General features: G+C 69.7%; 31 protein-coding genes. 21 read left to right on the top strand and 10 right to left on the bottom strand.

Annotated elements, in window-relative coordinates; translation table 11 throughout:
• Positions 1-63 precede the first annotated feature (63 nt).
• The 11 genes from ACQ86L_RS13375 to ACQ86L_RS13325 all read left to right on the top strand — a co-directional run bounded on the left by ACQ86L_RS13375 (position 64) and on the right by ACQ86L_RS13325 (position 10,046).
• Positions 64-783 (top strand): phage tail tube protein, encoded by a 720-nt coding sequence (locus ACQ86L_RS13375; protein ID WP_434315836.1) that lies wholly within the window; start codon positions 64-66, stop codon positions 781-783.
• 86 nt (positions 784-869) lie between these two features.
• Positions 870-1,307, top strand: coding sequence for a DUF7426 family protein (locus ACQ86L_RS13370; protein ID WP_434315835.1), 438 nt, complete (start codon positions 870-872; stop codon positions 1,305-1,307).
• A gap of 244 nt (positions 1,308-1,551) precedes the next feature.
• Positions 1,552-4,344: a hypothetical protein gene (locus tag ACQ86L_RS13365; RefSeq protein ID WP_434315834.1), complete on the top strand. Its 2,793-nt coding sequence runs from the start codon at positions 1,552-1,554 to the stop codon at positions 4,342-4,344.
• Positions 4,341-5,702: a hypothetical protein gene (locus ACQ86L_RS13360; RefSeq protein WP_434315833.1), complete on the top strand. Its 1,362-nt coding sequence runs from the start codon at positions 4,341-4,343 to the stop codon at positions 5,700-5,702. Before ACQ86L_RS13365 ends, ACQ86L_RS13360 begins: the two co-directional genes overlap by 4 nt.
• On the top strand, positions 5,702-6,787 hold the full coding sequence (locus tag ACQ86L_RS13355; RefSeq protein ID WP_434315832.1) for a hypothetical protein: 1,086 nt from the start codon (positions 5,702-5,704) through the stop codon (positions 6,785-6,787). Before ACQ86L_RS13360 ends, ACQ86L_RS13355 begins: the two co-directional genes overlap by 1 nt.
• A gap of 10 nt (positions 6,788-6,797) precedes the next feature.
• Entirely contained in the window at positions 6,798-7,016 is a 219-nt protein-coding gene (locus ACQ86L_RS13350) for a hypothetical protein (RefSeq protein ID WP_434315831.1), read from the top strand.
• Between the two features lie 3 nt (positions 7,017-7,019).
• Positions 7,020-7,679 carry a hypothetical protein gene (locus ACQ86L_RS13345; protein ID WP_434315830.1) on the top strand — a complete coding sequence of 220 codons (660 nt, stop codon included), beginning with the start codon at positions 7,020-7,022 and terminating at the stop codon, positions 7,677-7,679.
• Between the two features lie 10 nt (positions 7,680-7,689).
• On the top strand, positions 7,690-8,691 hold the full coding sequence (locus ACQ86L_RS13340; RefSeq protein WP_434315829.1) for a GH25 family lysozyme: 1,002 nt from the start codon (positions 7,690-7,692) through the stop codon (positions 8,689-8,691).
• Positions 8,692-8,722: 31 nt separating this feature from the next.
• Positions 8,723-9,082 (top strand): hypothetical protein, encoded by a 360-nt coding sequence (locus tag ACQ86L_RS13335; protein WP_434315828.1) that lies wholly within the window; start codon positions 8,723-8,725, stop codon positions 9,080-9,082.
• A complete protein-coding gene (locus tag ACQ86L_RS13330; RefSeq protein WP_434315827.1) occupies positions 9,082-9,516 on the top strand; it encodes a hypothetical protein in 435 nt (144 codons plus the stop codon). The genes ACQ86L_RS13335 and ACQ86L_RS13330 overlap by 1 nt, the downstream gene beginning before the upstream one ends.
• On the top strand, positions 9,513-10,046 hold the full coding sequence (locus ACQ86L_RS13325; protein ID WP_434315826.1) for a hypothetical protein: 534 nt from the start codon (positions 9,513-9,515) through the stop codon (positions 10,044-10,046). Before ACQ86L_RS13330 ends, ACQ86L_RS13325 begins: the two co-directional genes overlap by 4 nt.
• A 95-nt stretch (positions 10,047-10,141) precedes the next feature.
• Here the strand turns inward: ACQ86L_RS13325 and ACQ86L_RS13320 are convergent, their stop codons facing one another.
• The 4 genes from ACQ86L_RS13320 to ACQ86L_RS13305 all read right to left on the bottom strand — a co-directional run bounded on the left by ACQ86L_RS13320 (position 10,142) and on the right by ACQ86L_RS13305 (position 11,745).
• A complete protein-coding gene (locus tag ACQ86L_RS13320; RefSeq protein ID WP_434315825.1) occupies positions 10,142-10,639 on the bottom strand; it encodes a hypothetical protein in 498 nt (165 codons plus the stop codon).
• A gap of 129 nt (positions 10,640-10,768) precedes the next feature.
• On the bottom strand, positions 10,769-10,972 hold the full coding sequence (locus ACQ86L_RS13315) for a hypothetical protein (protein ID WP_434315824.1): 204 nt from the start codon (positions 10,970-10,972) through the stop codon (positions 10,769-10,771).
• Positions 10,973-11,085: 113 nt separating this feature from the next.
• Positions 11,086-11,271, bottom strand: coding sequence for a hypothetical protein (locus tag ACQ86L_RS13310; protein ID WP_434315823.1), 186 nt, complete (start codon positions 11,269-11,271; stop codon positions 11,086-11,088).
• A gap of 33 nt (positions 11,272-11,304) precedes the next feature.
• On the bottom strand, positions 11,305-11,745 hold the full coding sequence (locus ACQ86L_RS13305) for a hypothetical protein (protein ID WP_434315822.1): 441 nt from the start codon (positions 11,743-11,745) through the stop codon (positions 11,305-11,307).
• Between the two features lie 161 nt (positions 11,746-11,906).
• Between ACQ86L_RS13305 and ACQ86L_RS13300 the strand changes: the two genes are divergently transcribed.
• From ACQ86L_RS13300 to ACQ86L_RS13290, 3 genes are all read left to right on the top strand, one after another.
• On the top strand, positions 11,907-12,272 hold the full coding sequence (locus ACQ86L_RS13300) for a hypothetical protein (RefSeq protein WP_434315821.1): 366 nt from the start codon (positions 11,907-11,909) through the stop codon (positions 12,270-12,272).
• A 78-nt stretch (positions 12,273-12,350) separates the two neighbouring features.
• The gene (locus ACQ86L_RS13295; protein WP_434315820.1) at positions 12,351-12,575 is read left to right on the top strand and encodes a hypothetical protein; all 225 of its coding nucleotides are present in this window, start codon (positions 12,351-12,353) and stop codon (positions 12,573-12,575) included.
• Between the two features lie 235 nt (positions 12,576-12,810).
• Positions 12,811-13,020, top strand: a complete 210-nt coding sequence (locus ACQ86L_RS13290; RefSeq protein WP_434315819.1) for a hypothetical protein — start codon at positions 12,811-12,813, stop codon at positions 13,018-13,020.
• 6 nt (positions 13,021-13,026) lie between these two features.
• On the opposite strand, the gene prpB is transcribed toward ACQ86L_RS13290, so the two are convergent.
• Positions 13,027-13,959: a methylisocitrate lyase gene (prpB, locus tag ACQ86L_RS13285; RefSeq protein WP_434315818.1), complete on the bottom strand. Its 933-nt coding sequence runs from the start codon at positions 13,957-13,959 to the stop codon at positions 13,027-13,029.
• The gene (locus tag ACQ86L_RS13280; protein ID WP_434315817.1) at positions 13,959-15,530 is read right to left on the bottom strand and encodes an MmgE/PrpD family protein; all 1,572 of its coding nucleotides are present in this window, start codon (positions 15,528-15,530) and stop codon (positions 13,959-13,961) included. The genes prpB and ACQ86L_RS13280 overlap by 1 nt, the downstream gene beginning before the upstream one ends.
• 31 nt (positions 15,531-15,561) lie before the next feature.
• On the opposite strand from ACQ86L_RS13280, the gene ACQ86L_RS13275 reads away from it, so the two are divergent.
• Positions 15,562-16,200: a LysE family translocator gene (locus ACQ86L_RS13275; protein WP_434315816.1), complete on the top strand. Its 639-nt coding sequence runs from the start codon at positions 15,562-15,564 to the stop codon at positions 16,198-16,200.
• Between the two features lie 4 nt (positions 16,201-16,204).
• Here ACQ86L_RS13275 and ACQ86L_RS13270 read toward each other — a convergent pair whose 3' ends face one another.
• Positions 16,205-16,735 (bottom strand): YbhB/YbcL family Raf kinase inhibitor-like protein, encoded by a 531-nt coding sequence (locus ACQ86L_RS13270; protein ID WP_434315815.1) that lies wholly within the window; start codon positions 16,733-16,735, stop codon positions 16,205-16,207.
• Positions 16,736-16,745: 10 nt separating this feature from the next.
• Positions 16,746-17,534, bottom strand: a complete 789-nt coding sequence (locus ACQ86L_RS13265; protein WP_434315814.1) for a polyprenol monophosphomannose synthase — start codon at positions 17,532-17,534, stop codon at positions 16,746-16,748.
• An 81-nt stretch (positions 17,535-17,615) separates the two neighbouring features.
• Between ACQ86L_RS13265 and ACQ86L_RS13260 the strand changes: the two genes are divergently transcribed.
• Positions 17,616-18,503, top strand: coding sequence for a rhodanese-related sulfurtransferase (locus ACQ86L_RS13260; RefSeq protein WP_434315813.1), 888 nt, complete (start codon positions 17,616-17,618; stop codon positions 18,501-18,503).
• 115 nt (positions 18,504-18,618) lie between these two features.
• The gene (locus tag ACQ86L_RS13255) at positions 18,619-20,202 is read left to right on the top strand and encodes a Na+/H+ antiporter (RefSeq protein WP_434315812.1); all 1,584 of its coding nucleotides are present in this window, start codon (positions 18,619-18,621) and stop codon (positions 20,200-20,202) included.
• Positions 20,203-20,216: 14 nt separating this feature from the next.
• Here ACQ86L_RS13255 and ACQ86L_RS13250 read toward each other — a convergent pair whose 3' ends face one another.
• Positions 20,217-21,743, bottom strand: coding sequence for an LssY C-terminal domain-containing protein (locus ACQ86L_RS13250; protein WP_434315811.1), 1,527 nt, complete (start codon positions 21,741-21,743; stop codon positions 20,217-20,219).
• A gap of 45 nt (positions 21,744-21,788) precedes the next feature.
• Here ACQ86L_RS13250 and ACQ86L_RS13245 point away from each other — a divergent pair, with 45 nt between their 5' ends.
• Genes ACQ86L_RS13245 through ACQ86L_RS13235 form a run of 3 tightly spaced genes read left to right on the top strand, consistent with a single transcriptional unit; the run spans position 21,789 to position 24,043 of the window.
• Positions 21,789-22,565: an isocitrate lyase/PEP mutase family protein gene (locus ACQ86L_RS13245; RefSeq protein ID WP_434315810.1), complete on the top strand. Its 777-nt coding sequence runs from the start codon at positions 21,789-21,791 to the stop codon at positions 22,563-22,565.
• 46 nt (positions 22,566-22,611) lie between these two features.
• A complete protein-coding gene (gene acuI, locus ACQ86L_RS13240; RefSeq protein ID WP_434315809.1) occupies positions 22,612-23,634 on the top strand; it encodes an acrylyl-CoA reductase (NADPH) in 1,023 nt (340 codons plus the stop codon).
• Between the two features lie 28 nt (positions 23,635-23,662).
• Positions 23,663-24,043 carry a DUF1304 domain-containing protein gene (locus ACQ86L_RS13235; protein ID WP_382457681.1) on the top strand — a complete coding sequence of 127 codons (381 nt, stop codon included), beginning with the start codon at positions 23,663-23,665 and terminating at the stop codon, positions 24,041-24,043.
• Between the two features lie 6 nt (positions 24,044-24,049).
• Here the strand turns inward: ACQ86L_RS13235 and ACQ86L_RS13230 are convergent, their stop codons facing one another.
• On the bottom strand, positions 24,050-25,270 hold the full coding sequence (locus ACQ86L_RS13230; protein WP_434315808.1) for an FAD-dependent oxidoreductase: 1,221 nt from the start codon (positions 25,268-25,270) through the stop codon (positions 24,050-24,052).
• A gap of 24 nt (positions 25,271-25,294) precedes the next feature.
• Between ACQ86L_RS13230 and ACQ86L_RS13225 the strand changes: the two genes are divergently transcribed.
• A complete protein-coding gene (locus ACQ86L_RS13225) occupies positions 25,295-25,684 on the top strand; it encodes a DUF1304 domain-containing protein (protein ID WP_434315807.1) in 390 nt (129 codons plus the stop codon).
• Positions 25,685-25,691 lie beyond the last annotated feature (7 nt).

Raw genomic sequence — 25,691 nt, 5'->3', positions numbered from 1 at the left:
TCCGTAACACCCGCGGCCTTCGGGCCTTCATCACCGCGCCCTGAACAGCCTGAGGAGGCACCAATGAGCGGCACCATCACCCTTCTCGCCCGCGACTGGAAGCTCGATGTTTCCACCGACGGCGTCAACTGGGTCCCCCTGAAGGGCCTCGTCGACTTCACCCCGGACGTGAGCCCGAACCTCGTCGACACGTCCGACTACGACACCGACGGGTGGGACTCCAACGAGCCCACGATGCAGAGCTTCAAGCTCGGCATCAAGATCAACCGGAAGAAGACCGCCGGTGTGAAGGACCCCGGTCAGGAGATCCTCCGCGCCTGCCAGGGCCAGTTCGAGGACGCCGCGCGCGCCCAGGTCCGCTACTACAAGCGCGCCGACGGCTCCGAGGCGAAGCAGGGCACCATCATCCCGAAGTGGACGCCGTCGAAGACGTCGAACAAGGACGTCGAGGAGATCCAGATCGACGGCACCGGCGACGGTCCCCTGGTCGACATCGCCAACGTCTCGGTGACCCCGCCGGTGCCGTCGATCACCTCCGTGACCACCCCGGGAGGCGGCACGCCGGGCACCGGCGCGCAGATCACCATCACCGGCTCGGGGTTCACCTCGACCGTCGCCACCACCGGCGTCAAGGTCGGCGGCACGAATGCGGTCCCGTTCACCGTGGTGTCGGACAACGTCATCGTCGCCACCGTGCCGACGGGCGCGGCCAGCACAGTCCCGGTCGTCGTCACGAACGCAACCGGAGCATCCGCGGCGTTCAACATCGCGCGCGGGGCGTAACAGCTGGGGCGGCGGCCGGTACTGGGTCCGACCGTCGCCCCACCATCACCCAGACCACCCAGTGACCCCTCACCCAGGAGAACACCGTGGACTTTCCCGATTACAACGAGGTCGTCGAGCCGCTCGTGCTCCCGATCAACGGCAAGAAGTACACCATCCCGCCCATCAGCGTCGACGACGGCGTGCGCCTCACCGACGGCCTGAACCCGGAGTCGAAGACCGTCCTGACCGATGAGGAGTTCTACCGCCTCACGCTCGGCACCGCGCTCGACGAGATGCGCGCCGACGCGGTAAAGAAGGACGCGATCAGCCGGGCATCGAAGGTCGCGCTCGCCGACCACCAGCGATCCCGCGACACCGCCCTCGTGCTCTGGAAGACCGGTGGCGACCCAAAAGCGCTGAGGGAGCTCGTGGAGGCGGCGCTGGAGGCTTCGACCTCAACGACTACGGACGAGGCGAGTACGACGAAGTCACCGGCGAATGGGAGTACTACGACCCGATCCCGGAAGAAGCCAAGCAAGTAGAGCGCCCCGGCACATCCTGGGTCGCCGTCCTTGAGGCGTGGTCGCTCGTCGCACCCGCGATCCACCACGCATTCGGTGTCGACCTCGACGTCGCCGAGGCTCGCCGCACGGTCACGTGGAAGTGGTTCGCGCACCGCGTCGCCTACCTCCTCGAGCACGACAACCCGCTCGGCCGGCACTTCGGCTACCGCTCACGTCTCGAACGGCTCATGGAGGCCGTCCACACACGCCCCGAGGAGTAGCGATGCCCAACGCGCCCACCACCGAAGGCTCGATCGTCGCGTACCTCCGACTCGACGCGTCGGACTGGAACGAGACCCTCGACCGTGCCGAGGCGAAGGCGCGCGAGCTCGCGCAGATCGACCCGACCGTGCGCGTGAACGCGGACACTGCCGAGGCGCTCGCGCAGCTCGAAGCGGTCAAGGAGGCCGAGGACCGGGTCGGCGGCACCACGACGACCACCTCGAAGGTGAACACCGTCAAGTCGTCGTCGGCCTCGTCCAGTGGCACCTCGGCGGCGGCGCAGGCCGCGAAGCAGCTCGCCGCGGCCGAGACCGCCCTCGAAGTGGCGATCCGTCGCCGCGACTCCGCTCAGCGACAGGCCGAGAATGCGGCCTCGACCGCGTACATCGCCGACCTGCGCCTTGTCGAGATCCAGGACAAGCGTGGGCGCACCGAGCTGCAGCTCGCGGTCGCCGAAGAGGCGAACGCACGGGCGGCCCGCAACGCGGAGGCCGCCGAGCTCCGGTACGCCGCCGCGAATCAGGCCGCCGCGGACGCCGAGAAGCACGTCGCCGAGGCTGCGCTGGCTGCTGCGGCTGCGCAGGAGGTCGAGGCGGCCGCCTCTGACAAGGCCGGGAAGTCGGCCGCGGGGAACGCCTCCTACATGGGCATGGTCGTCGCGGCCGTCGTCGCCTCGATCCCGCTGCTGGGTTCGATGACGGGGGCCGCGTTCGCGCTCGGCGGCGGCCTCACCATGATGGGCGGCGCCGGCGTCCTCGCCGTGCTCGGCATCAAGAACGAGATGTCCCAGGCCACCGACGCCGGCGTGCAGTTCTCGGCCGGTATCGCCGCCGTAAAGGACGAGGTGACGGCGCTCGAAGAGACCGCCGCGAACTCGATGCTCCCCGCGTTCGGGAAGAGCCTCTCCGACATCGAGCAGCAGATGCCGAACCTCAACACCGAGGTCTCGCAGTTCTCTCGGCTGCTCGGCACGGGGGTCGAGACGACCTTGGAGGGCGTCCTCAACCTGCTCCGACTCGGGAATCCGCTGTTCGTGGAGGCGGGGCAGCTCGTCGACCGTGTCGGCGTCGGCTTCCTCAAGTGGACGACCGACGGCGGCCTGACGAAGTTCATCGCCTACAGCGAGCGGGAGCTCCCGATCGTGATGAACACCCTCGGCGAGCTCGGCGGCACCGTCGAGCACGTCGTCGAGGCGTTCGCGCCGGTCGGCTCCGAGGTGCTCGTCACCATCGGCGCCGTCTCGCACGTCATCAACCAGATCCCCCTGCCGGTGCTGATGACCCTGGGCACGTTCGCGGCGACCGCGTTCGGCGCGTTCAAGCTGTGGGGCGGCATCGCCCCGATTATCAGCAAGGTGTCGACGGCGCTGTTCGGCGTCGGTGTCGCCGAGGAGGCGGCGATGGGTCCGGTCGGGCTCGTCGCGGCCGGCGTGACCGGGCTGGTGGCGATCTTCTCGTCCGTCGCCGGCGCGCAGCAGAACGCCACCCAGGCGGCGAACGACTACGCGCAGGCGCTGGAGGCGGACAACTATGCGATCGGGCAGAACACTACGGCCCTCCTCGCGAAGCAGCTCCACGACTCGTCGCAGCTCCAGATGGCGCACGAGCTCGGGATCTCGACCACCACCTACACGCAGGCCGTCATGGGCAACAAGGACGCTCTGGACCAGGTGAACGCGAAGATCGCGGCCGGTCAGCAGCAGTACCCCGCGTACCTGCTGTCGAGCCGGGCAGCGACTCAGTCGTCGAAGGACCACGCTGTCGCTGCGCGCGACCTCAAGGGCAAGCTCGACGACCAGATCAAGAGCATGGAGGCCGGGACCACCACGGCTGACGCCTACCAGGCGGCTCAGCTCGCTGCGAACGGTGCGGTCGCTGACGGGGTGAGCCTGGCCCAGAAGGAGACGGACGCCCAGAACAAGGCGAAGACCGCGACGGACCAGTTCGCGCAGGCCCTCGCCGGACTCGGCAACGTCAACCTCGCGGAGGCGCAGGCGAACGTCGCGTGGAACCAGTCCATCGCGGACGCGTCGACGGCGCTGCAGAAGAACGGCGCGACCCTCGATCAGAACACGCAGAAGGGCCGCGACAACACGTCCGCGCTCGACAACATGGCGTCGTCGGCGATCGCGCTGATCTCGGCTCACGCGAAGGCGGGGGTGTCGGCGCAGGCGCTCACGGGCGACATGCAGGCTGCCCGCGATTCGTTCGTGCAGACCGCGATGAAGATGGGCGACACGGCCGCGCAGGCGAACGCGCTTGCCGACCAGTACGGGCTCATCCCGAAGGATGTCTCCACCGCCTACCACGACTCCGGTCTTCAGCAGGCGAACTCGGAGGTGTCCGCGCTGCAGGCGCAGCTCGACGCGATCGAGCGGCCGTTCACCATCCCGGTGCACATCGTCACGAGCGGCACGATGCCGACCGCGGGCCACCTGGCGGCGCAGTCCGGCGGCGGTCCGGTCGTGCAGTACCGGGCCGCGGGCGGCGCGATCGACTCGCTGTTCCGGCCGATCGGCACGGACACGGTGCCGACGATGCTCACCCCGGAGGAGTTCGTGGTCAAGCGGTCGTCCGCGAAGCACGATCCCGGCTTCATCCGGGCGTACAACGACAACCCGGCCGCCGCTCTCGCTGCTGTGCGGGCGTCGGGGTCGCCGTCGGAGCGGCCGATCTACGCGGACGGCATCGGCCTCATCGGCTGGATGCGTGAGGTCGCCGGGCAGGCCGCGCAGCTCGTCTGGAACACGGGCATGAACCAAGCCGCGCAGGAAACCATCGGAGGGCTCGTATGACCATCACCGTCGCGGGCTCGCCGACGTTCTCACCGCCGAGGAACACGATCACGCTGCAGGTCCCGGCCGGCAACGTGATGAAGAACCCGGTGCTCACCCGGATTGTGGGCGGTGTCGCCACGGCGACCCGCTCACAGCCGGCGCCCGGGTTCGACACGCAGGTGATCCAGGACTACGAGATGCCGTACGACCAGTCGGTCTCGTACGAGTTCGTCACGGACTACTTCAACCCGGCCGGCACGACCGTCTGGGACGAGACCTGGTCGTCGACATCGGCGTGGTCGGGGGCCACGGGGTCGTTCACGGTCGCGTCGGGCAAGGCGTCGTGCACGCTCTCGTCGGGAAGCGCGACGATCACCCGAGCGGTCGCATCCGGCTCCTACCGGGTGATGGTGGCATCGCTCACCGCGACCTCGCAGGGCAGCGTCGTGTATCCGCGCGTGCAGTTCAGCGCGGCGAGCGGTTCGAATGTGCTCCAGCTCGTTCCGATGAGCGGCGGCGGTGTCGGTGTCACCGCTCCAGGTGTCTCTGCTGGTGGCGGCAGCCTGTCCTCGCCTGTGGCCACCGGCCTGTCCGGCTCGTCACCGGTCACGGTCGACTTCCTCGGCACCAGCATCGTCCTCACCGGAACGCTCATCGCGGGCGGCGCGTCGACGTTCACCATCACGGGCCTGTCGTCGACCGACTTCGCAACCGTGGCCATCGTCGCGTCATTCCCCGCGTTCCCAGGCACGACGACGGTCGGCGAGATCAAGGTCACGGCATACCCGACGACGACACACCTCGACCAGACAGCCACGCCGTCAACAATCTCCCCGACGCAGCCATGGCTGATCCACCCGGCAAACCCGGGACTGTCGATGCCGATGTCGTCGCGCGACAGATCGACCGTGTCCATCCGGAACCTCGGCGACATCACGAACGACTCCATCACGACCGAGCACCAGATCCTCGGCGCGGAGTTCCCGATCACCACCACCTCCGGGCCCCGGCTCGGGAACAAGCTGCAGATGGTCGTCGGAGTTCGGACAGCGGCGCAGGAGCAGGCGCTCCGCGCGCTGCTCAAGGACGGCACCCCGCTGCTGTTCCGGGCGCCGGCGTCGTATCCGATTGGCCTCGACGAGGGGTTCTACAGCGTCGGTCAGCTCACCCGTGGCCGCCTGTCGCAGCGCCTCGGCGATCCGATGCGGAACTTCACGCTCCCGCTCACGCAGGTGCAGTCCCCGGCGGTCGGCGTCGCGAACACCGGCTGGTCGTGGGCGGCGCTGGCCGCGCAGTTCCCGACATGGCAGGCGGTCGCTGCCGCATTCAACACCTGGGCTGACGTGCTCACCAACAACCGGAAGCCGGGGTACTGATGCGCAACGTCTCGGCCACGTTCCTCGCCGCGATCGGGGCGCCGCACGACCTGATCACGTCCATGACGTACACGGTCCCCGGCGGCTCCCCGGTCACGATGTCCGTCAAGTCCGGTGCGGTGGCATGCGACACGTCGCAGCGCACCCGCCGCACCATCAATCAGATGTCGGTGTACGGCACCCTCGCCGACTACAAGGCGATCACCACCCCGGGCACCGCGTTCCACATCGACCACGGCTTCGACTACCAGGCCGGGCAGACCGAGGTCGTGCCAGTGTTCCACGGCGAGCTCACGAACGCCGTGCAGCAGGTCGGCGACGGCACCATCACCCTCGCGCTCGCCGATCACATGAATTGGATCGCACGGTGCGGGTTCGTCGTCCCGTTCAACCCGCCCGCGTCGATGACTCGCATCCAGGCGATCACGAGCATCGTGCAGACCGCGAAGCCGGGAACGACAGTGAACGTCACCGCGACCGACACGGGGACTGTCGGCTCGCAGGCGATGTGGACCAACAGCGCCGTCGACGCGATCACCGCACTGTGCCGCGACGGCGCGATGGACGCCTACTTCCAGGCGGACGGGTCCTTCCTCATCTGCGATCTGCCCAGCGCCTCCACTGCCTCGGTCTGGACAGCGCGCGGCATCGTGAAGTCCGTCGCCCGACAGCGACCGTTCGACAAGCTCTACAACACGGTGGTGGTGCAGCCGTCGGCGACCGACGGGTCCCAGACATGGCCGCAGCAGGTGGCGCAGATCCAGGACACCACGAACCCGCGGCACCCGAACAACATCGGCGTGGTCCCGCTCTTCTGGTCGTCGCCGACGATCACGACCGCGACCGCGGCCATGCAGGCCGCGCAGGCACTCCTCTTCCGCGCCCTGGGCACCACGGAGACGCTGTCGCTCGAAACCCTCTCGAACCCGGCGCTCGAGGGCAACGACCTGATCCGCGTGGTGATCCCCGCGGTGAACGGCGAACCCGACGACATCAAGCAGCACTTCATCGACACATTCAGCCTCGACCTCGTCACGGGTGCCATGACCACCGGCACCCGGTCCCAACCCGTGAGCATCACGTAAGGAGCCGCCCGTGCAGCCGTTCACGAAACAGATCCTCGAGAGGCAGGCAAAGCCTCTCTACCTGGTGCCCTGCGTGATCACCCAGGTGTCGCCGCTGCAGGTGTCGATGCTCGGCGCAGCGAACGTGCCAGCGGTGTCGATCCCGGGATGCACATACACGGTCAACGCTCCAGCGAATGCGCTTCTCACGTCCCCCGGTAAGCCCATCATCCTCCCGATTGGACCCTGACCTATGTCGTCGACCACCTTTGGACCCGAAGCCCTCCCCTACCCGCAGCCCTCCGACGCGCCCGATGGCCCGGGCGCCTTCCTCGCGCTCATCCAGAAGCTCGTCCTCGGAGGCGTCCAGCAGTTCGGCACCTACGCAGCGCTTCCGACACCGAACCCTTCCGCTGGCGTCGGCTTCGGCGGGCAGCTCGCGATCGTCACAGCCGACCCGAACCCGGGGCTAAACGGCATCTACGAGTCGAACGGGACCGCCTGGTCGCTGATCCTCTCGCCGACGACGGCCGCGTGGACGCCGACGGTCGGGAACGTCGCAACGTCCGCGGTGCAGGCACGCTACTCGGTGGCCGCGGGGATCGCGTTCTGCTCCGGCAAGATCACCATCTCGGCCGCGCCGACGGGCGCACCCACGATCACGCTGCCGCTGACGGCGACGGTCGGGAATAACGGCAAGGTGCTCGGCACCGCGATTATGAACCACTCCAGCGGTGCGTCGATCGTGGACGCCTTCGCGTTCCTCAACGACGCCACCCACGTCGGCTTCACCCCGAAGTTCTCCTCCGGCACCCCCGCATACGTGCAGCAGGGTGTCTCGGTCGACTCGACGCACCCGTTCGCGTGGGCGGCCGGCGACACCATCGAGTTCGAGTTCCAGTACAACCTCTAGGAGCCACGCCATGTTCGATCTCGTCGTCGACCTCTCGTCGAACAACGCCGTCTTCGACTTCCCGCTCGCGAACTCGCAGGGGTGCCGCAGCGCCTACGTGAAGGTGGGCGGGGACAACATCCCCCGCTACTTCTCACCCTCGTACACACCGCGCGCCGACAGCGGGCACCTCCTGGGCTGGCCACTCGGGTCCTACTGGATCACCGGCGGCCACGACCCGGCCAGCGCGGCAGCGTTCTTCGTCGCCCACCTCCGCGCGTACCGGATGCCCGACTACGTCGTGCTCGACAACGAGAAGCTCGACGACGGAAACGTCTACACCGACGCGGAGGCGGCGGCCTGGGTGAACGAGGTCGTCGCGCTCGGCGTCCCCGCGCCGCGAGTCCTGCACTACGGCTCGAAGTCGTTCATGGAGTCGCACGCGTGGCCGCAGCTGCTCGCGACCGGCTGCAGCTTCATCATCGCCGACTACAACGGCACCCCGCTCGTCAACCACATCCCGTCGACGATCCCGGCCTCGCGGGTCGTCGGCCACCAGTACGCGGACAACGGCAACGTCGGGGGCGCCCACCCTGTCGACCTCAACGCCTTCGTCCCCGGCTTCCTCACCAGCACCGCAACCGCGTCGACCGGCGCACAAGGAGATGAATTCGACATGGCATCCATCGCTGATCTGCAGACCGTGGTCGGCTCGGCCGCGGCCGACATCAAGTCCGCCATCCGCCGCGAGGCGCGCGCCCGGCTCTACTTCTGCGCGACCCCGCCCGCCGGCCTCCCGAACTTCGTCGCGATCTTCTGGGAGCGCGACCCGGCCGAGGGGAAGAACATCCTCTACGGCAACGCTGGCGAGCTCCAGGTGCGGCACTGGCTGGAGGTCTACTACCAGACCTCCGACACCGTCGAGCAGGCGAAGGCGGCGCCCGTGACCCCGGAGGCGTTCCAGGCGCTCGTGAACTTCGCCTTGGGCAAGGACTCCGCGTTCACCAACGCGCTCGCGCCGGCCGCGAAGTAGCCCACCCTCTCGACCCGGAGGGGGTCCGCCCATGCTCAAGGCCATCACCAAGCTGGCGTACAAGTACGCCGACGTGCTCGCGTCGCCGTGGACGGTGCTCGCGTTCATCCTGGTGTCGTTCGCGGGGCTCCCGCAGACGATCTCCGCGACGATCGAGCACGCCGACATCACCATCCTCATCGGGTGGTTCTCGCAGACGCACGTGCAGCTCGTGTCCCTGGCGGTCCTCGCGTTCACGCAGGCCGCCCAGGGACGCGCAGCGCAGAAGCGCGGCGACGAGATGTACGACTGGCTCTCCGAGCTCCACACGTCGCTCCACGGACTGCACGCCAAGGCCGACTCGCTCCACAAGAAGGTCGACGGCCTCAGCGACGACGAGGCGACGAGCTGATGGCCGTGTGGCTGGAGATCGTCAAGTTGACGCCCCCGTGGCTGCTGCCGTTCGTGATCGTCGTCGCCGTGCTCGTGGTGCTGTTCCTGCTCGGCCGCGCGGTCGTGCGGGCGTGGCCGGCGATCAAGCAGTTCGTGCTCACGGTGAACGCGATCACCGGGCTGCCCGAGTTCATGGAGCGCACCGACGCCACGCTCGACGCGCAGAACCAGAAGATCGGCGAGATCCACCACGAGGTGCACTTCAACAACGGCTCGTCCGTGAAGGACGCCGCGATCCGCACCGAGCGCACCGCACTACGTGTCGAGAAGGGCGTGAAGGGCCTCTACCGCGAGATCGACGCGCTCAAGAAGGCCGACGCGGACCTCCGTTCCGAACTCGACGACACCCGCCCCAAGCCGCAACACCCAACCCAAGGAGACAACCCAGCATGATCCCGATCACCTCGCCCTCCTGGTGGAAGGCCGCCGCGATCCGCGGCGCCCGAACCGCCGTCACCATCGCGCTGCCCTACCTGCTCAGTGCGGCCGTCTTCACCGACGTGCCGTGGCTGTCGGTCGGCTCGGCCGCCGGGCTCGGCTTCATCGCCTCGCTCATCACGTCGCTCGCCGGCCTCCCCGAGGTCAACGGCAAGGCGGTCTCCGTCTGGCTCGCCCTCCTTGAGCGCGTCACGAAGACGTTCGCCCAGGGTCTCGCGGTAGGCATCGGTAACGCCGTCCTCTTCCAGAACGTGCACTGGACGATCGTTCTCCAGGCCGCTGCGATCGCCGCTCTTGGCTCCCTGCTCCTCGGCGTTCTCTCCAACCTGCCCGAGGTGCCCGCGTCGGTGCTGCCTGTTCTGGTAGACGCGCCTGTCAACACCGGCTCCTCGGTGAAGGACGCGGTCGCCGCCGCGGTGGTCACGCCGGCGGACCCGTCCCAGCCTGCCGCAGGCACCCCGCCCGCGCCGCCCGCTGCACTCTGACGCACCACGCAGCAAACGAAACCGCCCCCGGTAGCCTTCGCGGCTACCGGGGGCGGTTCACTCATTTGCGGATGAGGTGATGGGTGTGGGTTTGGTCAGGCAATCGCCTTTCTGGGGCGGCCACCGCTGGTGTTGCGAGTTTCGAGCCAACGCTCGACGGCGTGCTTGCCCATCAGCGGCCCCTGGGCGGTCTCGATGACCGGCTTCGGGAATCCATTGATGTCGGCGAACTGCCGAGCGCGCTGACGCGATACTCCAGCCATGTCCGCGATCTCCGCGTAGCCGACGACCTCGGGGTAGAGGGGCCGTGCGAGCTCCGCATCGACGGCGGCTTCGGTGAGCACTTCCAATCCGGTCACCGTGAGCGAGCCGAGCTGAGGTTCGGCTGCCGTGGTGACGAGTTCTGCTGCTTTCCGCGCTGCGTCCAGAGGCGTCGCGGCCTCGACCGAGAGGGTGACAGATCCCCCGGTGAGGTCACGCTCGACACTCATCGCCGCTCCGTGGGTGAGCAAAGCGTCGATCGTGTCGAAGGCCGCATCTTCCGTGAACGGTTCCCCGGTCACGAAGGCAACGCTGGCCTGCCAGCTAGTCATTGTGATGATCTCCTTCGTTGTGGTGTGGCGATGGGTTACGAGGATGTGATCTACCGCCTACCGAGTCCGCGTGTTAGGTTGTGGGGGAAGAGCCGCCTGCCAGTGGTCTTCCCCCACACCCATCATCCGCTAGCTACCTTCGTAGCCCCTCTGCCTCAGCTGCGAGAGGGCATTTGCATACCATCTGTGATCCGATGGAGTCTTGTGGATCAGCACGCCTGAGAGCGTCGGATCTGGCGGGAAACACATCCATCCCATTTTCTTGGGCTTGATGTGCCAGCCCTGGCTTTCGAGCTTCGCCAGAAGCGGCTCAATCCGCTTATCGGTGGGCATTTATCACCTCCTCTATTTACTTGTCGTTGACAAGCCTATCACCAAATATTGTCGCTGACCACAGAAACCGCCCCGCCCGCCTCTTCAGAGGCTGGGCGGGGCGGTCTCGTCGTTTACGCCTCGTGCCGCGGGGCCGGTGGCTGCTTTGGCTCCCCCGGGCCGACGACCTTGCCGTCCTCATACTCCAGCAGCCACGGCGGCTCCATGCCCGCCTCGCGGTACGCGCGCGCCGCCCAGTCGTCGTTCGCCTTCGGGTACTGGCCGTCGAAGCCGTCGGCGGCCTTCCGGTCGTTCGTCATGCGGCGATCGTACGTCGACCCCCTGACGGGCGGTCAACCGATGGTGAGCTGGATGTTCTTCAGCTCCGACGAACGGAACTGGAGGACTCCTCGGTTCTGGTTGCCGACGTGCACGCCGTAGAACTTGCTACCGGCTGGGAGGCCCTTCACCGCAAAGGGGAACAGGCACCGGTCGGCCGTCGTGCTGTCGGGCGTGGCGTCGTGCGTGCCGTCGCCGAGCGTCCCGACGCCGATGGTCTTTCCGGACGCGTCCGTAATGACGACCTGAGCACCCGAGTTGATGTCGGTGTAGCCGTCGCCAGCAGTGCACGGTTCGTCGACGCTGCCGTCGGTCTGAGAGAACACGATCGCGACCGGGACGGAGACGGTTCCCGCAGCGGAAAGCGAGTGCGCGGCGGCGGGGCTTCCACCGGAGCAAGCAGTGAGGCTGAGCGCGGCGGCCAGGACGACTGCGCCGAGCGCGGGTTTCTTCATGGTCGGATCGTATCGGTTGCGCAGACGCACCGGTACACCCCGGTCAGGGGCCCGTGGTGGGTGCTGGCGCCGGGTTGAACGTCTGCTCCGGTGACGGCACAGGGGGCAGCGTCACCGGCTGGAGGGAGTCGTGGTGCACGGCGCTCGGGCGCGGAGTTGGTGTGGGAGCTGGCGCTGGCATCGTGTTGAAGGGCGGCCACGGAGACGGCGCAGGAGCGGGAAGCACAGCGGCAGTCGAAGCGGACGCAGGCGATGCAGCGGCGGCGTCCCGGGACGCGGGAGCCGGGCTCGGCGCCGGCGCGGGGGCAGCGTCGGCGCTCGCGACAGGTGAAGCCGTCGGCGTGGCCGTCGACGACGACGAGCTCGGCGCAACGGGTGTCGACACGATCACCTGGTGCGTGGGCGCCGGAGGGTGCGGGGCGGCCTGCGCGGAGGTGATCGCAAGGCCGGCGACCACGGCGACGGCCGCGGCGGCCACGAGGGCGATGGTGACGCGCGGTGCGCGCATGGTGAACCTCCCGGTCTAGGTTTTCGTTTCGTAGCGCTTATACTACGATACGTGTAGCAGAATTGCTACACCACAGGGAGGCGAATACGCTGTGCAGGTGTCTCCACGCCGGCGCGACTACCCCGATGAGGGCGCGATGCGGCGACTCGAAGAAGCTGGAGCTCGGCGCGAGGAAGCGGATGCCGAGTTGCGCGCCGCCGTGTACGCCGCCAAGGATGCGGGCGGTTCGGTTCGCGTCATCGCCGAGGCGGCACGGCTGAGCACGCGCACGATCCAGAATTGGCTGAGGGACCGGCCGCAGCACAAGGGCGGCGACCGCTGATCCGTTCGGTTCGCTGGATGCTTACCAAGTAAGAAGTCCGACGCCCGCACGGCACGCTCACTAGCTGCACCCCAATTGTGGTTACACGTGCGACGGGGGCTGCGGAACCGCGCGCCCCGTCGGGGGACCGACCGGTCGTCCTATCCTCCAGTCGTGGCAAAAGAGCTACGAAACGTCGCTTACGATTCGATCACCTCGGTTAGAGGGGGACAGCTCGCCTGAAGGAAAATCCACGATGCACGACGACGGTCTGATACGACCACCGCACACCCTGATCTGGAACCGCGACGCGATCGCGGCTGCCGCATCCCGTAGAGGAGTGCGCGACCTGGCCACGCACCTCGGCGCGCCGCTCCCGGCCGCACCGACCGGCGAGTGGATGTGCATGCTCGTCGCGAGCCTGCCGATCGCGTTCGCCGACACCGTGACGATGATCCTGCAGTAGGTGGGGTCAGTCAGCCTTCCGGCGCCGGTCGGCGTCCGCTCGAAGGCTGCTGTATGTTTCGAAAATCACGTTGTCGAACGCGTTGTAGCCCTCGTAGTCAATCAGGTCGTACAGCTCGGCGCGATGCTGCATCGACCCGAGCATCGGCTCCAGGGTGCCCTCCGCGAGAAGCTGGTCGAGACCGCGCTCGGCGGCCCCCATCGCCAGCCGGAGCAGGGAGACCGGCCAGATCACGATGTTGACTCCGATGTCGCGGAGCTGGTCGACGGTGAACAGGTCGCTCTTGCCGAACTCGGTCATGTTGGCCAGGATCGGCACGTCCACCGCGGCGCGGACGGCCGCGAACTCGGACAGGTCGGCCATCGCCTCGGGGAAGATCGCGTCGGCGCCCGCGTCCACGAGTGCCTTGGCCCGGTCGATCGCGGCCTCCAGACCCTCCACGGCGCGGATGTCGGTGCGCGCCATGATCAGCAGGTTCGGGTCGCGGCGGGCGTCGGCGGCGGCGCGGATGCGCTTGAGCGCCGTGTCCTCGTCCACGACCTGCTTGCCGTCGAGGTGGCCGCAGCGCTTGGGGTTCACCTGGTCCTCGATGTGGAGGCCGGCGACGCCCGCGTCCTCCAGCGTCTGCACCGTGCGGGCGACGTTCATCGGCTCGCCGAACCCGGTGTCGGCGTCGACCAGGGTCGGGAGGTCGGTCATCCGCGCGATCTGGGCCGCGCGGCCGGCCACCTCGGTGAGCGTGGTGAGGCCGATGTCCGGGAGGCCGAGGTCGGCGGAGAGCACGGCGCCGGAGATGTAGACGCCCTCGAAGCCTTTGCGCTCGATGAGGCGCGCGCTCAGCGGGTTGAAGGCGCCGGGCATCCGCACCAGCTCGCCGGACGCCAGCCGCGCCCGGAACGCCGCGCGCTTCTCGTGCGCGGGAAGGGAGGAGTACAGCATCAGAACAGTCCTCTCGGCGCGGGGACGCCGGCCAGGAGGCCGGGGCGCGCGGTGATGGTGAGGCCGCCGAGCTCGGCGGCGGACAGCTCGGGGAGGCGCTCGGCGAGGGCGAGGAAGCGCTCGATCTCGGACTCCTCCAGAACCTCCGCCGCCAGCGAGCGGAACTTGGCGACGTAGTCGGCGCGGGCGAACGGCCGGGCGCCGAGCGGGTGGGCGTCGGCGACGGCGATCTGGTCCTCGATCACGCGGCCGTCGGCGAGCGTGATGACGACGCGGCCGCCGAACGCCTTCTCGGCCGGGTCGATCGAGTGGTAGCGGCGGGTCCACTCCGGGTCCTCGGTCGTGGTGACCTTGCCCCACAGCGCGACGGTGTCGGGGCGGGCGGCGCGGGCCGGGAGGTAGGACTCCACGTGGTGCCAGCCGCCGTCCTGCAGCGCGACGGTGAAGATGTACGGGATGCTGTGGTCCAGCGTCTCGCGCGACGCGGTGGGGTCGTACTTCTGCGGATCGTTCGCGCCGGAGCCGATCACGTAGTGGGTGTGGTGGCTGGTGTGGATGACGATGCTCTCCACCCGCTCGGGGTCGGCGGCCTCCGGGTGCTCCGTGTGGAGCTTGCGGGCGAGGTCGATCCAGGCCTGCGCCTGGTACTCGGCCGAGTGCTCCTTGGTATAGGAGTCGAGGATCGCCCGCTTGGCCTCCCCGGCCTCCGGCAGCGGCACGTCGTAGGACGCGCTCGGCCCGTCGAGCAGCCAGGCTATGACGCCGTCCTCGCCCTCGTAGATCGGGGTCGGGCTGGTCTCGCCGCGCAGCGCCCGGTCGATCGCCTCGACGGCCATCTTGCCGGCGAACGCGGGCGCGTGCGCCTTCCAGCTGGAGATCTCGCCCTTGCGCGACTGGCGGGTGGCGGTCGTGGTGTGGAGGGCCTGGCCGATGGCCTGGAAGATCGTCTCCGGAGGCAGGTGCAGCAGCGTGCCGATCCCGGCCGCGGCGCTCGGGCCGAGGTGGGCGACGTGGTCGATCTTGTGGGCGTGCAGGCTGATCGCCTTCGCGAGGTCGATCTGGATCTCGTACCCGGTCGCGATGCCGCGTACCAGGTCGCGGCCGGTGAGCCCGTATGCGCGGGCGGCGTGCTGCGCGACGGCCGTGATCGGCGGGATGTTGTCGCCGGGGTGCGAGTACTCCGCTGCGAGGAAGGTGTCGTGATAGTCGAGCTCGCGCACGGCCACGCCGTTCGCCCAGGCCGCCCACTCCGGGCTGACCCTGGTCCGCTGCGGCTCCCCGAAGACGGTCGCGCCGTCCTGCGGGTGCTCGGCGGTGGCGGTCAGCTCCTCCAGCTGCGCGGCGGGCAGCGGGTGGGCCAGCGCCTGCGAGCGGGCCGACACGACCGGCCTGCGGGTGAGGGAGGCGGCGGCCACGGCGGCGTTGTCGATGACGCGGTTGATCACCATGTCCGCGACCTCGGAGTCGATCTCCACCGGGTCGGCGGCGACCTCCGCGATCTTCCAGGCGAGCTGGTCCTGACGGGCGAGGTTCTCGTCGCTTCTGTGCACACGAACGTTGTGGAGCTTCACGTAACGAACCTACCTCGCCTACGCTCCTGCTATGGTCCCGCCGCCCTCCCTGCTCGCCTTCGCGCTCGCGTCGATCGCGCTCATCGTGATCCCCGGGCCGAGCGTGCTGTTCGTGATCGGGCGCTCGCTGGCCCTCGGGAGGCTCGGCGGCCTGCTCAGCGTGCTCGGCAACGCGCTCGGGATGCTGCCGCTGGTGGTCGCGGTCTCGCTCGGGATCGGGGCGCTCGTCGCGCAGTCGATGGTCGCGTTCACGATCGTGAAGTTCGCGGGCGCTGCGTACCTGATGTACCTCGGCGTGCAGGCCATCCGGCACCGCAGGCACACGGCGGTGACGCACGAGGCGACGCCGCCGCGGCGGTCGCACTGGCGGATCATCGGCGAGGGGATGCTGGTCGGGGTGACCAACCCGAAGTCGCTGGTGTTCTTCGTGGCGGTGCTGCCGCAGTTCGTCGACTACCGGGCGGGCGGCATCCCGGTGCAGCTGTTCGAGCTCGGGGTGGTGTTCCTGCTGCTGGCGCTGACATTCGACAGCGTGTGGGCGCTCGCCGCGGGGACCGCCCGGGCGTGGTTCGGGCGGTCACCGAAGCGGGTGGAGCGGCTGGGTGCGACCGGCGGCGTGATGATGATCGGGCTCGGCGGCATCCTCGCCCTCACCGGTAACAAGCACTGAGCGGCTAGATGTCCCCTGCGGTCGCGATCGGGGTCACCACGGCGCGGCCCAGCGAGTGGAAGTGCGCGTTGAAGCCCAGCACGGCCGGGGTCGACTCCGGGTCGAGGTCGAGGTGGTCGACGTCGAGAGCGTGCACGATCACGTGATAGTGGTGCGTGCCGGTTCCGGGAGGCGGGCCCGCGCCGGTGAAGCTCTTCGAGCGCAGCTCGTTGGAGAGCATGGCGGCGCCCTGCGGGAGGCTCGCGCCGCCCTCCGTTCCCGCGCCGGACGGCAGCGAGGTCACCGACGCCGGGATGTTGTAGACGGCCCAGTGCCAGAAGCCCGAGCCGGTCGGCGCGTCCGGGTCGTGGATGGTGACGGCGAAGCTCTTCGTCCCAGCGGGGAAGCCGCTCCAGGAGAGCTGCGGCGACACGTCGCCACCGCCTCCGCCCGCGCCCCACTGCGCGCGGCCGAGCGGGCGGTCGTCGGCGACGTCGTCGCTCGTGACGGTGAACTGGGGAACGGCGCCGAAGCGCTCCAGCGGATCTTTCGACATAGCGCTCACGCTACGCCCGCTGCGTCGTCTCCGTCACGGTCGCGGGGACGGGGCGGCGGCGGAAGCGGCGCGGGAGGCCGACGATGCCCCACCCGGTCACCCGCAGCATGGCCTCGGCGACGATGCCGCCGCTCATCTTGGACACGCCGTGCTCGCGCTCGACGAACGTGATCGGCACCTCCACGACGGTGAGGCCGGCGTCGTATGCGCGGCGCAGCATGTCGATCTGGAAGCAGTAGCCCTGGCTCTCGACGCTCTCGAAGTGGATGCGGCGCAGCGCGTCGGCGGTGAAGGCGCGGTAGCCGCCGGTCACGTCCTTCGCCGGGACGCCCAGCCAGAACCGGGAGTACGTGCTGCCGCCCTTGGAGAGGAACCGTCGGCGCGCGGGCCAGTTGACCACTCCGCCGCCCGGGACCCAGCGGGAGCCGAGCACGAGGTCGGCGCCGTCCGCCGCATCGCCCTGCGGGAGCCGGCCGAGCGACGCGAGCAGGGCGGGAAGCTCCTCCGGGCGGTGCGAACCGTCGGCGTCCATCTCGACCACCGCGTCGTACCCGGCGTCGAGCGCCCAGGCCATCCCGGCGCGATAGGCGGCGCCGAGGCCCTCCTTGCCCGCGCGGTGCAGCACCTTGACGTTGGCGTCGGTCGCGGCGAGCGCGTCCGCGATCTCGCCCGTGCCGTCCGGCGAACCGTCGTCGACCACGAGCACGTCGACCTCCGGCGCCGAGGCGCGGATGCGGCCGACCACAGGCCCGATGTTCTCCCGCTCGTTGTACGTGGGCAGGATGACGATGGTTCGCATAGAACAACTCTGGTCCATTCCGCTGAACGGATGACTAACGAATCTGTCTGTTCTCGCAGTCGCCGCTGCTAGCATCCCCCGGTGCCCGTCGCGAAAGTCCTCCTCTATTACGCCTTCGCACCGTTGTCGGACCCGGACGCGGTGCGGCTGTGGCAGCGCGACCTGTGCGAGGCGCTCGGGCTGCGCGGACGCATCCTGCTGTCCAAGGACGGCATCAACGGGACGCTGGGCGGGGACCTCGACGCGCTCAAGCGGTACCTGCGCAAGACCAAGGAGTACGCGGCGTTCCACGACCTCGACGTGAAGTGGAGCGAGGGCTCCGGGCTGGACGCCTCGGGCGGGAGCCTCGACTTCCCGCGGCTGTCGGTACGCGTGCGCGAGGAGATCGTGTCGTTCGGTGCGCCGTCGGAACTCCAGGTGGATGCGTCGGGGGTCGTCGGCGGAGGCGAGCGGCTCGACCCTGACGCTCTGCACGCGCTCCTGGACTCCCGCGACGACGTAGTCTTCTTCGACGGACGCAACCGGTTCGAGGCGGAGATCGGCCGGTTCCGCGGGGCGGTGGTGCCCGAAGTGGCGACGACCCGCGAGTTCGTCGCCGAGCTGGAGAGCGGACGCTACGACCACCTCAAGGACAAGCCGGTCGTGACGTACTGCACCGGCGGCATCCGCTGCGAGGTGCTGTCGGGGCTGATGCGCTCGCGCGGATTCGGCGAGGTCTACCAGCTCGACGGCGGCGTGGTCCGTTACGGCGAGCGCTTCGGGGACGACGGGCTGTGGGAGGGGTCGCTCTACGTCTTCGACGGGCGCGGGTCCGTGCGGTTCTCGGACCACTCCGCGGTGGTCGGGCGCTGCGCGGGGTGCGGCACGGCGACGGACCGGATGCGGAACTGCAGCGACCTGTCGTGCCGGGAGCAACTGGTGGTGTGCCCGGATTGCGATGCGGTGGAGTGCGTCGCGCACGCTGCGTGACGCGGGGGTAGTCCTGTGGTCCTGTAGTCCTCCACAGGCTCCGGGATCGACGGGTTCTCCACCGATTCACGGGAACCATTGCTGGCCCTTTCGCGTTGCGGCCAAGATGAACCTCATGGATCCGGTCACCACCATCGTCTGGATCGTGTCCTTCGTCGTCGTCACGGTCACGGTCACAGGGCTCTCGCGCCGCGTCAACTGGTCGGCGCCCGTGGTGCTCGTGGTCGTGGGCGCGATCGCTTCCTTCATCCCCGGGGTGCCGCACGTGGCGCTGGAGCCGGAGGTCGTGCTCTACGGGTTGCTGCCTCCCTTGCTGTTCGCGGCGGCCATCCAGACGTCGATCGTCGACGTGCGCGCCAGGCGCGACGGCATCCTCCTGCTCTCGGTGGGGCTGGTGGTGTTCACGGTCGTCGTGGTCGGCTTCACGACGTGGCTGGTGGTTCCGGCGATCACGGTCGCGGCGGCCTTCGCGTTCGGGGCCGTGGTGGCGCCGACGGACACTGTGGCGGTGACGGCGATCGCGGGCCGGGCGCACCTGCCCCGGCGACTCGTCACCGTGCTGGAGGGCGAGAGCCTGCTCAACGACGCGACCGCGCTGGTGGCGCTGAACGCGAGCATCGCCGCGATCGTCAGCATCGTGAACCCGTGGGCCATCGCCGGAGACTTCGTGATCGCGGTCGTGGTCGGGGTCGGGATGGGCCTGCTCGTGGGGTGGGTGCTCTCGCTCATCCGCAAGCAGCTCCGCTCCCCCGTGCTGGACACCTCCATCGGGCTGATCACGCCGTACCTGGCGTTCATCCCGTCACAGTTCCTGCACGGGTCGGGCATCCTGTCGGTGGTCGTGGCGGGCCTGTACCTCGGGTACCGGTCGCCCACCATCCAGACGGCGGAGGCGCGGATCGCGGAGACCATCAACTGGCGGACGATCGAGTTCCTGCTGGAGAACGCAGTCTTCCTGTTCATCGGGCTGGAGCTGTCGAGCATCCTGAGCTCGGCGTTCCGTTCGGGCATCACGGTGGCGCAGACGGTGTGGATCAGCATCGCCGTGCTGCTGGCGTTGTTCCTGGCGCGGTTCCTCTGGATGGTCGGCACGACCGCGCTGTACCGGTACGGGCCGCAACGCCTTCGCGAGCGCGGCTGGACGTGGCCGACCGGCATCGCGGTGTCGTTCGCCGGGATCCGCGGGGTGGTGACGCTCGCGGCGGTGTTCCTGCTGCCGGAGTCGACGCCGCACCGCGAGTTCCTGCAGTTCCTGGCGTTCGTCGTGGTGGTGGCGACGCTGCTGGAGGGGCTCGCGCTGCCGTGGGTCATCCGGCGCCTGAAGCTGCCGCCGCCGGACTTCGCGCAGGAGGCGGGCGAGATGGAGCGGCTGCTCGCCGAGGCGCAGGCGGCGGGCCTGGAACACCTGGAGTCGCGGGTGACCGGGCAGGAGGACGAACGGGTGATCGAACGGCTGCGCGTCAATGCGGTCTTCCTCTCCGAGGCGCTCGAGAACCCGGTCCCGGACGCGGAGGTCCCCGCTCCGCTCGAGTACCGGAAGCTGCGGCGGTCGATGATCGCGGCGGAACGGCAGGCGGTCCTCGAAGCGCGGGCCGAAGGGCGATACCAGGAGCTGGCGGTGCGATCGGTGCTCGCGTTCCTGGATGCGGAGGAGTCGGCGCTGAAGGCGGGAGGGGCGGAGGGGAAGAAGTTGATGTGAAAGTGGGGTGACGGCTACTGGGTGGCGGGCTGCTGGGCGGCCGTGGCCGATTCCGCAGCGATCGCGGCGGAGGGCCCTCCGCGTCGCTGGCGCACCCGCGGGCGTCGGGCCCAGAGCCGCGCGCGCTGGGAGGACAGGGCGAGCACCACCAGGATGTCGAGCGGGAGGCCGAGGATGTTGGTGCGGAGGGTGACCTGCTCGCCGCCGTTGAAGAAGTCGATCGCGGCGAGGACGATCAGCAGGGCGCTGTACGACATTGCGACGATGCGGGCCCAGTTGCTCCCCGTGAAGACGAGCAGGGCGATCGCGAAATAGAACACGAGGCCCGCCGCGAACAGGCCCATCGCGATCCCGAAGACCAGGTCGGCGCTCTGCTGTTCCGCGGAGGTGAGGGCTTTGCCGGTCGTGGACACGAGCTCCGACCGGATGAACAGCGGCCACGCCAGCACGGTGAGCACCACGGTCAGCACGCCCGCCAGCACGCGGAGCAGCATGAGCAGGAAGCCCAGCGTCGTCGGCACCGGGCGGCGCTCGGCGCGGTCGATCCTCCGTTGGTCCGCGCCGGCGGCGACCGCGACGGCGCGGGGCTCCACCAGCACTTCCGTCAGGTCGACGACAGGGAGGTCGCCGTCGGTCTCGATGGCGTCGCCGCCGCCGTTGCGTGCGTGATATCCGGACGAGAAGTCGCGGATCACAGCGACCTCCGCCCCGATGTCCGCGCTCGTCAGCGTGGAGACGATGTGGTCGCGTTCGATGTCCGTGTTCGCGTCGATCTTGTGTGTGATCTGCAACGTGAACAACGAGAAGCCCACCGAGCGGTCGAAGGTCCCGGCCGCCAGCCAGTCGACGCGGTGGCCTCCCGGCAGCAGCCAGCCCTCCGGGCAGCGCCAGAACCGGACGTGATGGCGCTTGGCCGGATTGCCTTTGACCTCCTGCTGGTACGCGACGTCCTGCTGGTGCCCGAACAGGAAGAGCGGGCTCACCGGCGCCTCGTCGTAGCTGCGGCGGAGCAGCGTGGAGGTGATGATGCGGCGGCTGGAGGCGGCGGTCACGTCGTCGGCTCGCGTCCACCCGGCTTCGGTCATCGCCTCGTCGAGCTGCGCCTCCGACCCCAGCAGCGCCAGGTTGATCGGGTCGCCGAGGAGGCCGTCGCTGGTGCGGGCGCGGCCGATGAAGTAGTCCGGCACGTAGATCTGGGTGAGGATGCGGTGCAGGCGCGGAAGCACCAGGTAGGCGAGGACGATCCAGAAGACGACGAAGAAGAGGAGCAGGAACCAGCCCCACGCGAAGCTCTCGGTGAAGATGAGCCACGCCAGCCAGACGGCCGCGACGCCGCCGAACACGAAGAAGACGTTGTCGACGACGGCGTTGACAGAGACGCGCCGGCCGGTGGCCGAGAGGGTCTTGGTGGGGCTGGGCGAGACGGTGGCCGGACCCGGCACGCCAGTCGCCGGAAGGGCGGCCGGCACCTCGCGCGGCCCTGCCCCGCCCGCCGCGGGCTCCGCTCGCGGCGGCCCCTCCGGCTCAGCGGCACCCGCCATGCGCTCATCCTAGAGCGCGCCGGGCGCGGGTCGTAGGGTGGCGTCATGACCTCCATCACCGAACGCGGCGCTGAGCTGCGCCGTCTTCACGACGCCCCTGAACTGCTGCAGGTCGTCAACGTCTGGGACGCGATCAGCGCCAAAGCCGTCGCCGCCCTCCCGGAGACCCGCGCGCTCGCGACGGCCAGCCACTCGATCGCGGCGACGCTCGGGTACGAGGACGGCGAGAACATCCCGCTCGACCTGATGCTCGACATGGTCGGGCGCATCGTCGCGACCACCGACCTCCCGGTGAGCGCCGACCTCGAAGGCGGGTACGGCGACCCGGGCGAGACGATCCGCCGGGCGATCGGCGTGGGCGCGGTCGGGGCGAACCTGGAGGACCAGGTGCGTCCGTTCGAGCAGGCCGTCGCGCAGGTGCGGGCGGCCGTCGCGGCGGCCGACGCCGAGGGCGTGCCGTTCGCGCTCAACGCGCGCACGGACGTGTGGATCAGGAACGCCTACCCGATAGCGGCGGAGAAGACCGAGGAGGCGATCCGGCGCGGCCGGGCGTTCCTGGACGAAGGTGCGACCTGCGTGTTCGTTCCCGGGCGCCTCGACGAGGAGACGGTGACGCAGCTCGTCGCCGGGCTCGGCGCGCGGAAGCTGAGCGTGATCGCGGTGCCCGGCTCGCTGCCGCCGGCGCGGCTGCACGAGCTCGGGGTCGCGCGCGTCTCGTACGGGCCGTGGCCGCAGCGCGTGGCGCTCGCCGCGGTGCAGCGGACGGCGGCGGAACTGTACGCGGGTGGGGAGCTTCCGGTGGACGTCCCCGTGCTGAACTGAGCCGGGCGCGACCGCCACCCCCATCCCCCACGACAGAAGGACAAGAATGACCGACTTCCGCGCCATTGTCATCGAACAGGAGAAGGAGGGGTCCCGCATCCTCGCGCACACCGCCGAGGTGCGGCGACTGACCGACGCCTTCCTCATGCCGGGCGACGTGACGATCGCGGTCGAGTTCTCCGACCTCAACTTCAAGGACGGGCTCGCCATCGCCGGGAAGCCGGGCGTCGCGCGGGTGTCTCCGCTCATCCCGGGCATCGACCTGGTGGGCGTCGTGGAGGCCTCCGACGATCCGCGCTGGCGGCCGGGCGACCGGGTCGTGCTCAACGGCGACGGGATCGGGGAGAGTCATCACGGCGGGCTGGCCGAGCGGGCGCGGGTGCGCGGGGATGCGCTGGTCCGGGTGCCGGACGGCCTGAGCTCCGAGCAGGCCGCGGCGATCGGGACCGCGGGGTTCACGGCGATGCTGGCCGTGCTCGCTCTGGAGCGCAACGGGATCGAGCCCGAGGCGGTGCACGCCGCGGGATCGAGTGTGCTGGTCACGGGAGCCGCCGGCGGGGTCGGGTCGGTCGCGATCGCCCTGCTGGCGAAACTCGGTTATCCGGTCACGGCCTCCACGGGACGGCCGGACGAGCTGGGGGGCTACCTCACCGGCCTCGGGGCGACGGCGATCGTCGACCGGGCGGAGCTGTCCCTGGAGGGGCGGCCGCTGCAGAGCCAGAAGTGGGCGGGGGCCGTGGACTCGGTCGGCAGCCACACTCTCGCGAACGTGCTCGCGCAGACCCGGTACGGCGGGACGGTCGCGGCGTGCGGGCTCGCGCAGGGGCCGGACCTCCCGGCGACCGTGATGCCGTTCATCCTACGTGCGGTGACGCTGGTCGGGATCAACTCCGTTGAGGCCCCTGCCGCGCTCCGCGAGACGGCCTGGCAACGGCTGGCGACCGACCTGGACGAGGAGGCGCTCGCCGCGATGACGCGGTTCGTCCCGCTCGCGGAGGCCATCCCGGCGGCGGAGGACATCCTGGCCGGGCGGCTGCGCGGGCGGACGGTGGTCGACGTTCGGGCGTGATCCGCGTCGCTGCCGTTAGGCTGACCGCATGATCGTCCTCGCAACCGTCGTCGTCACGCTGGCTGCTGCGCTCCACGTCGGGATCTTCTTCATGGAGAGCGTCGGGTGGGTGCGGCCCGCCGTGTGGAAGCGGTTCGGGGTCGCCGATCAGGCGGCGGCGAACACCACGCGGCCGATGGCCTACAACCAGGGGTTCTACAACCTGTTCCTCGCGATCGGCGCGATCATCGGGCTCATCCTGTTCGGCGTGGGGGCGCACGCGGCAGGGCTGGCGCTCATCTACTTCACGATGGGCAGCATGCTCGCGGCGTCCGTCGTGCTCGTGACCACCGGGCGCGGGTATCTGCGGCCGGCCCTCATCCAGGGCATCCTGCCGCTGATCGGCATCGTGCTCATGCTGTTCTCGTAGCCGCGCTCAGCGCAGGGAGGGCGCGACCGACTCGGGCCGGAGGCCGCGGCCGATCAGGCGCGCGGTGAGCCGCTGCGCGACGGGGGTGGCCGCGCCGATGGCCAGCCGCAGCGCGGGCGACGGCGAGCGCGGGAGCAGCGGGCCGGCGCCGGGGCGGGAGATGCCGCGATGGGCGGCGAGCTGGATGCGCTGCATCCACTCGACCGGCGGGAGGCGGCGGCGCTGCACGGCGTCGAGGAGGCGGAGGTCGACGGGGCCGTCGCGCAGCGGTGCGGCGAGCGCGTTCGCGGTGGCGACGGCGTCCTGCATGGCGTAGTTGACCCCGACGCCGAACGCCGGGGACATCGCGTGCGCGGCGTCCCCGATGGCGAGGAAGCCGTGCCGGTACCAGCGCGGCAGCCGGTCGATCTGGACGCTCAGCAGCTTGAGCGGCTCCCAGTCGGTGATCGTCTCCAGCGGCTCGCGCAGGAACGGGGCGGCGCCCGCCACGGCCGAGCGGAACGCCGGGAGACCGGCGGAGCGCAGCGCGTCGATGCCGCCCTTTGCGATCACGAGGCCGGTCTGGAAGTAGTCGCCGCGGTCGATCGTGATCACCATCGCGCCGTCGCCGAGGTAGGCGAGCGTCGAGGGCTGGGTCTGCGCGGGTTTCGGGAGGCGGAACCAGATGACGTCGATGGGCACGCCGAACCGCCGGGGGCGCAGCCCCGCGGCGGCGCGGAGGGCGGAGTCGCGGCCGTCCGCCGCGACGGTGAGGTCGGCCTCCACCCGCACGGGGCCGTCCGGCCCCTCGGCTGTCAGGCCCCGCACCGCGTCGCCGTCGCGGATCAGCCCGGTCGCCCCGGTCCGCAGGAGCAGCCGGAAATTCGGATGGCGCCCGGCCTGCTCCGCCAGGAAGGTCAGAAAGTCCCACTGCGGCGCGAGGACGAGGAAGTCGTCCGGCGGCGGCAGCCTCCCGAAGTCGATCGGATGCAGCCGGGTGCCGTCGACGACGGCGTCGAGCGTGCGGATGCTGGTGTGCGGGAGGCCGAGGAACGCGTCCCGCAGTCCGAGCTCGCCGAGCACCCCGACGGTCGACGGGTGGATGGTGTCGCCGCGGAAGTCGCGGAAGAAGTCGGCGTGCTTCTCCAGCACGACCACGTCGAGCCCGGCGCGGGCGAGGATCAGCCCGAGCATCATCCCGGCGGGTCCACCCCCGGAGATGGCGCAGGATGCCTGCAGCGATTCCATCACCACGCAGCGTAGTCTCCCCCCATGACGATCCTCGCCTCCGTCCTCATCGCGCTCGCGGCGGTCGTGCACCTCGTGTTCTTCGCGATGGAGAGCATGCTGTGGTCGTCGCCGAACGTCTGGCGCCGGTTCGGGCTCACGACGCAGCGGGACGCGGACGTGGTGCGGCCGATGGCCTACAACCAGGGGTTCTACAACCTGTTCCTGGCGGGCGGCGCCGCAGTCGGGCTCGTGCTCTACTGGACGACCCTGCGGCACGTCGGCTTCGGGCTGATGTTCTTCACCGGGGCGTGCATGGTCCTGGCCGCGATCGTGCTGCTCACGACGGGGCGGCGGTTCTGGGGCGCGGCACTGCTGCAGGGGGCGCCGCCGCTGGTGGGGCTGGTGCTGTTCTCGGTCGCGCACGCGGGGTGAGGCGCGC

It is taken from the genome of Leifsonia sp. P73 (genome assembly GCF_051059105.1).
In the GTDB taxonomy this organism is placed as follows: domain Bacteria; phylum Actinomycetota; class Actinomycetes; order Actinomycetales; family Microbacteriaceae; genus Leifsonia.
The sequence above is the reverse complement of the archived record's forward strand: the minus strand, read 5'-3'. Positions and strand labels throughout refer to the sequence as shown.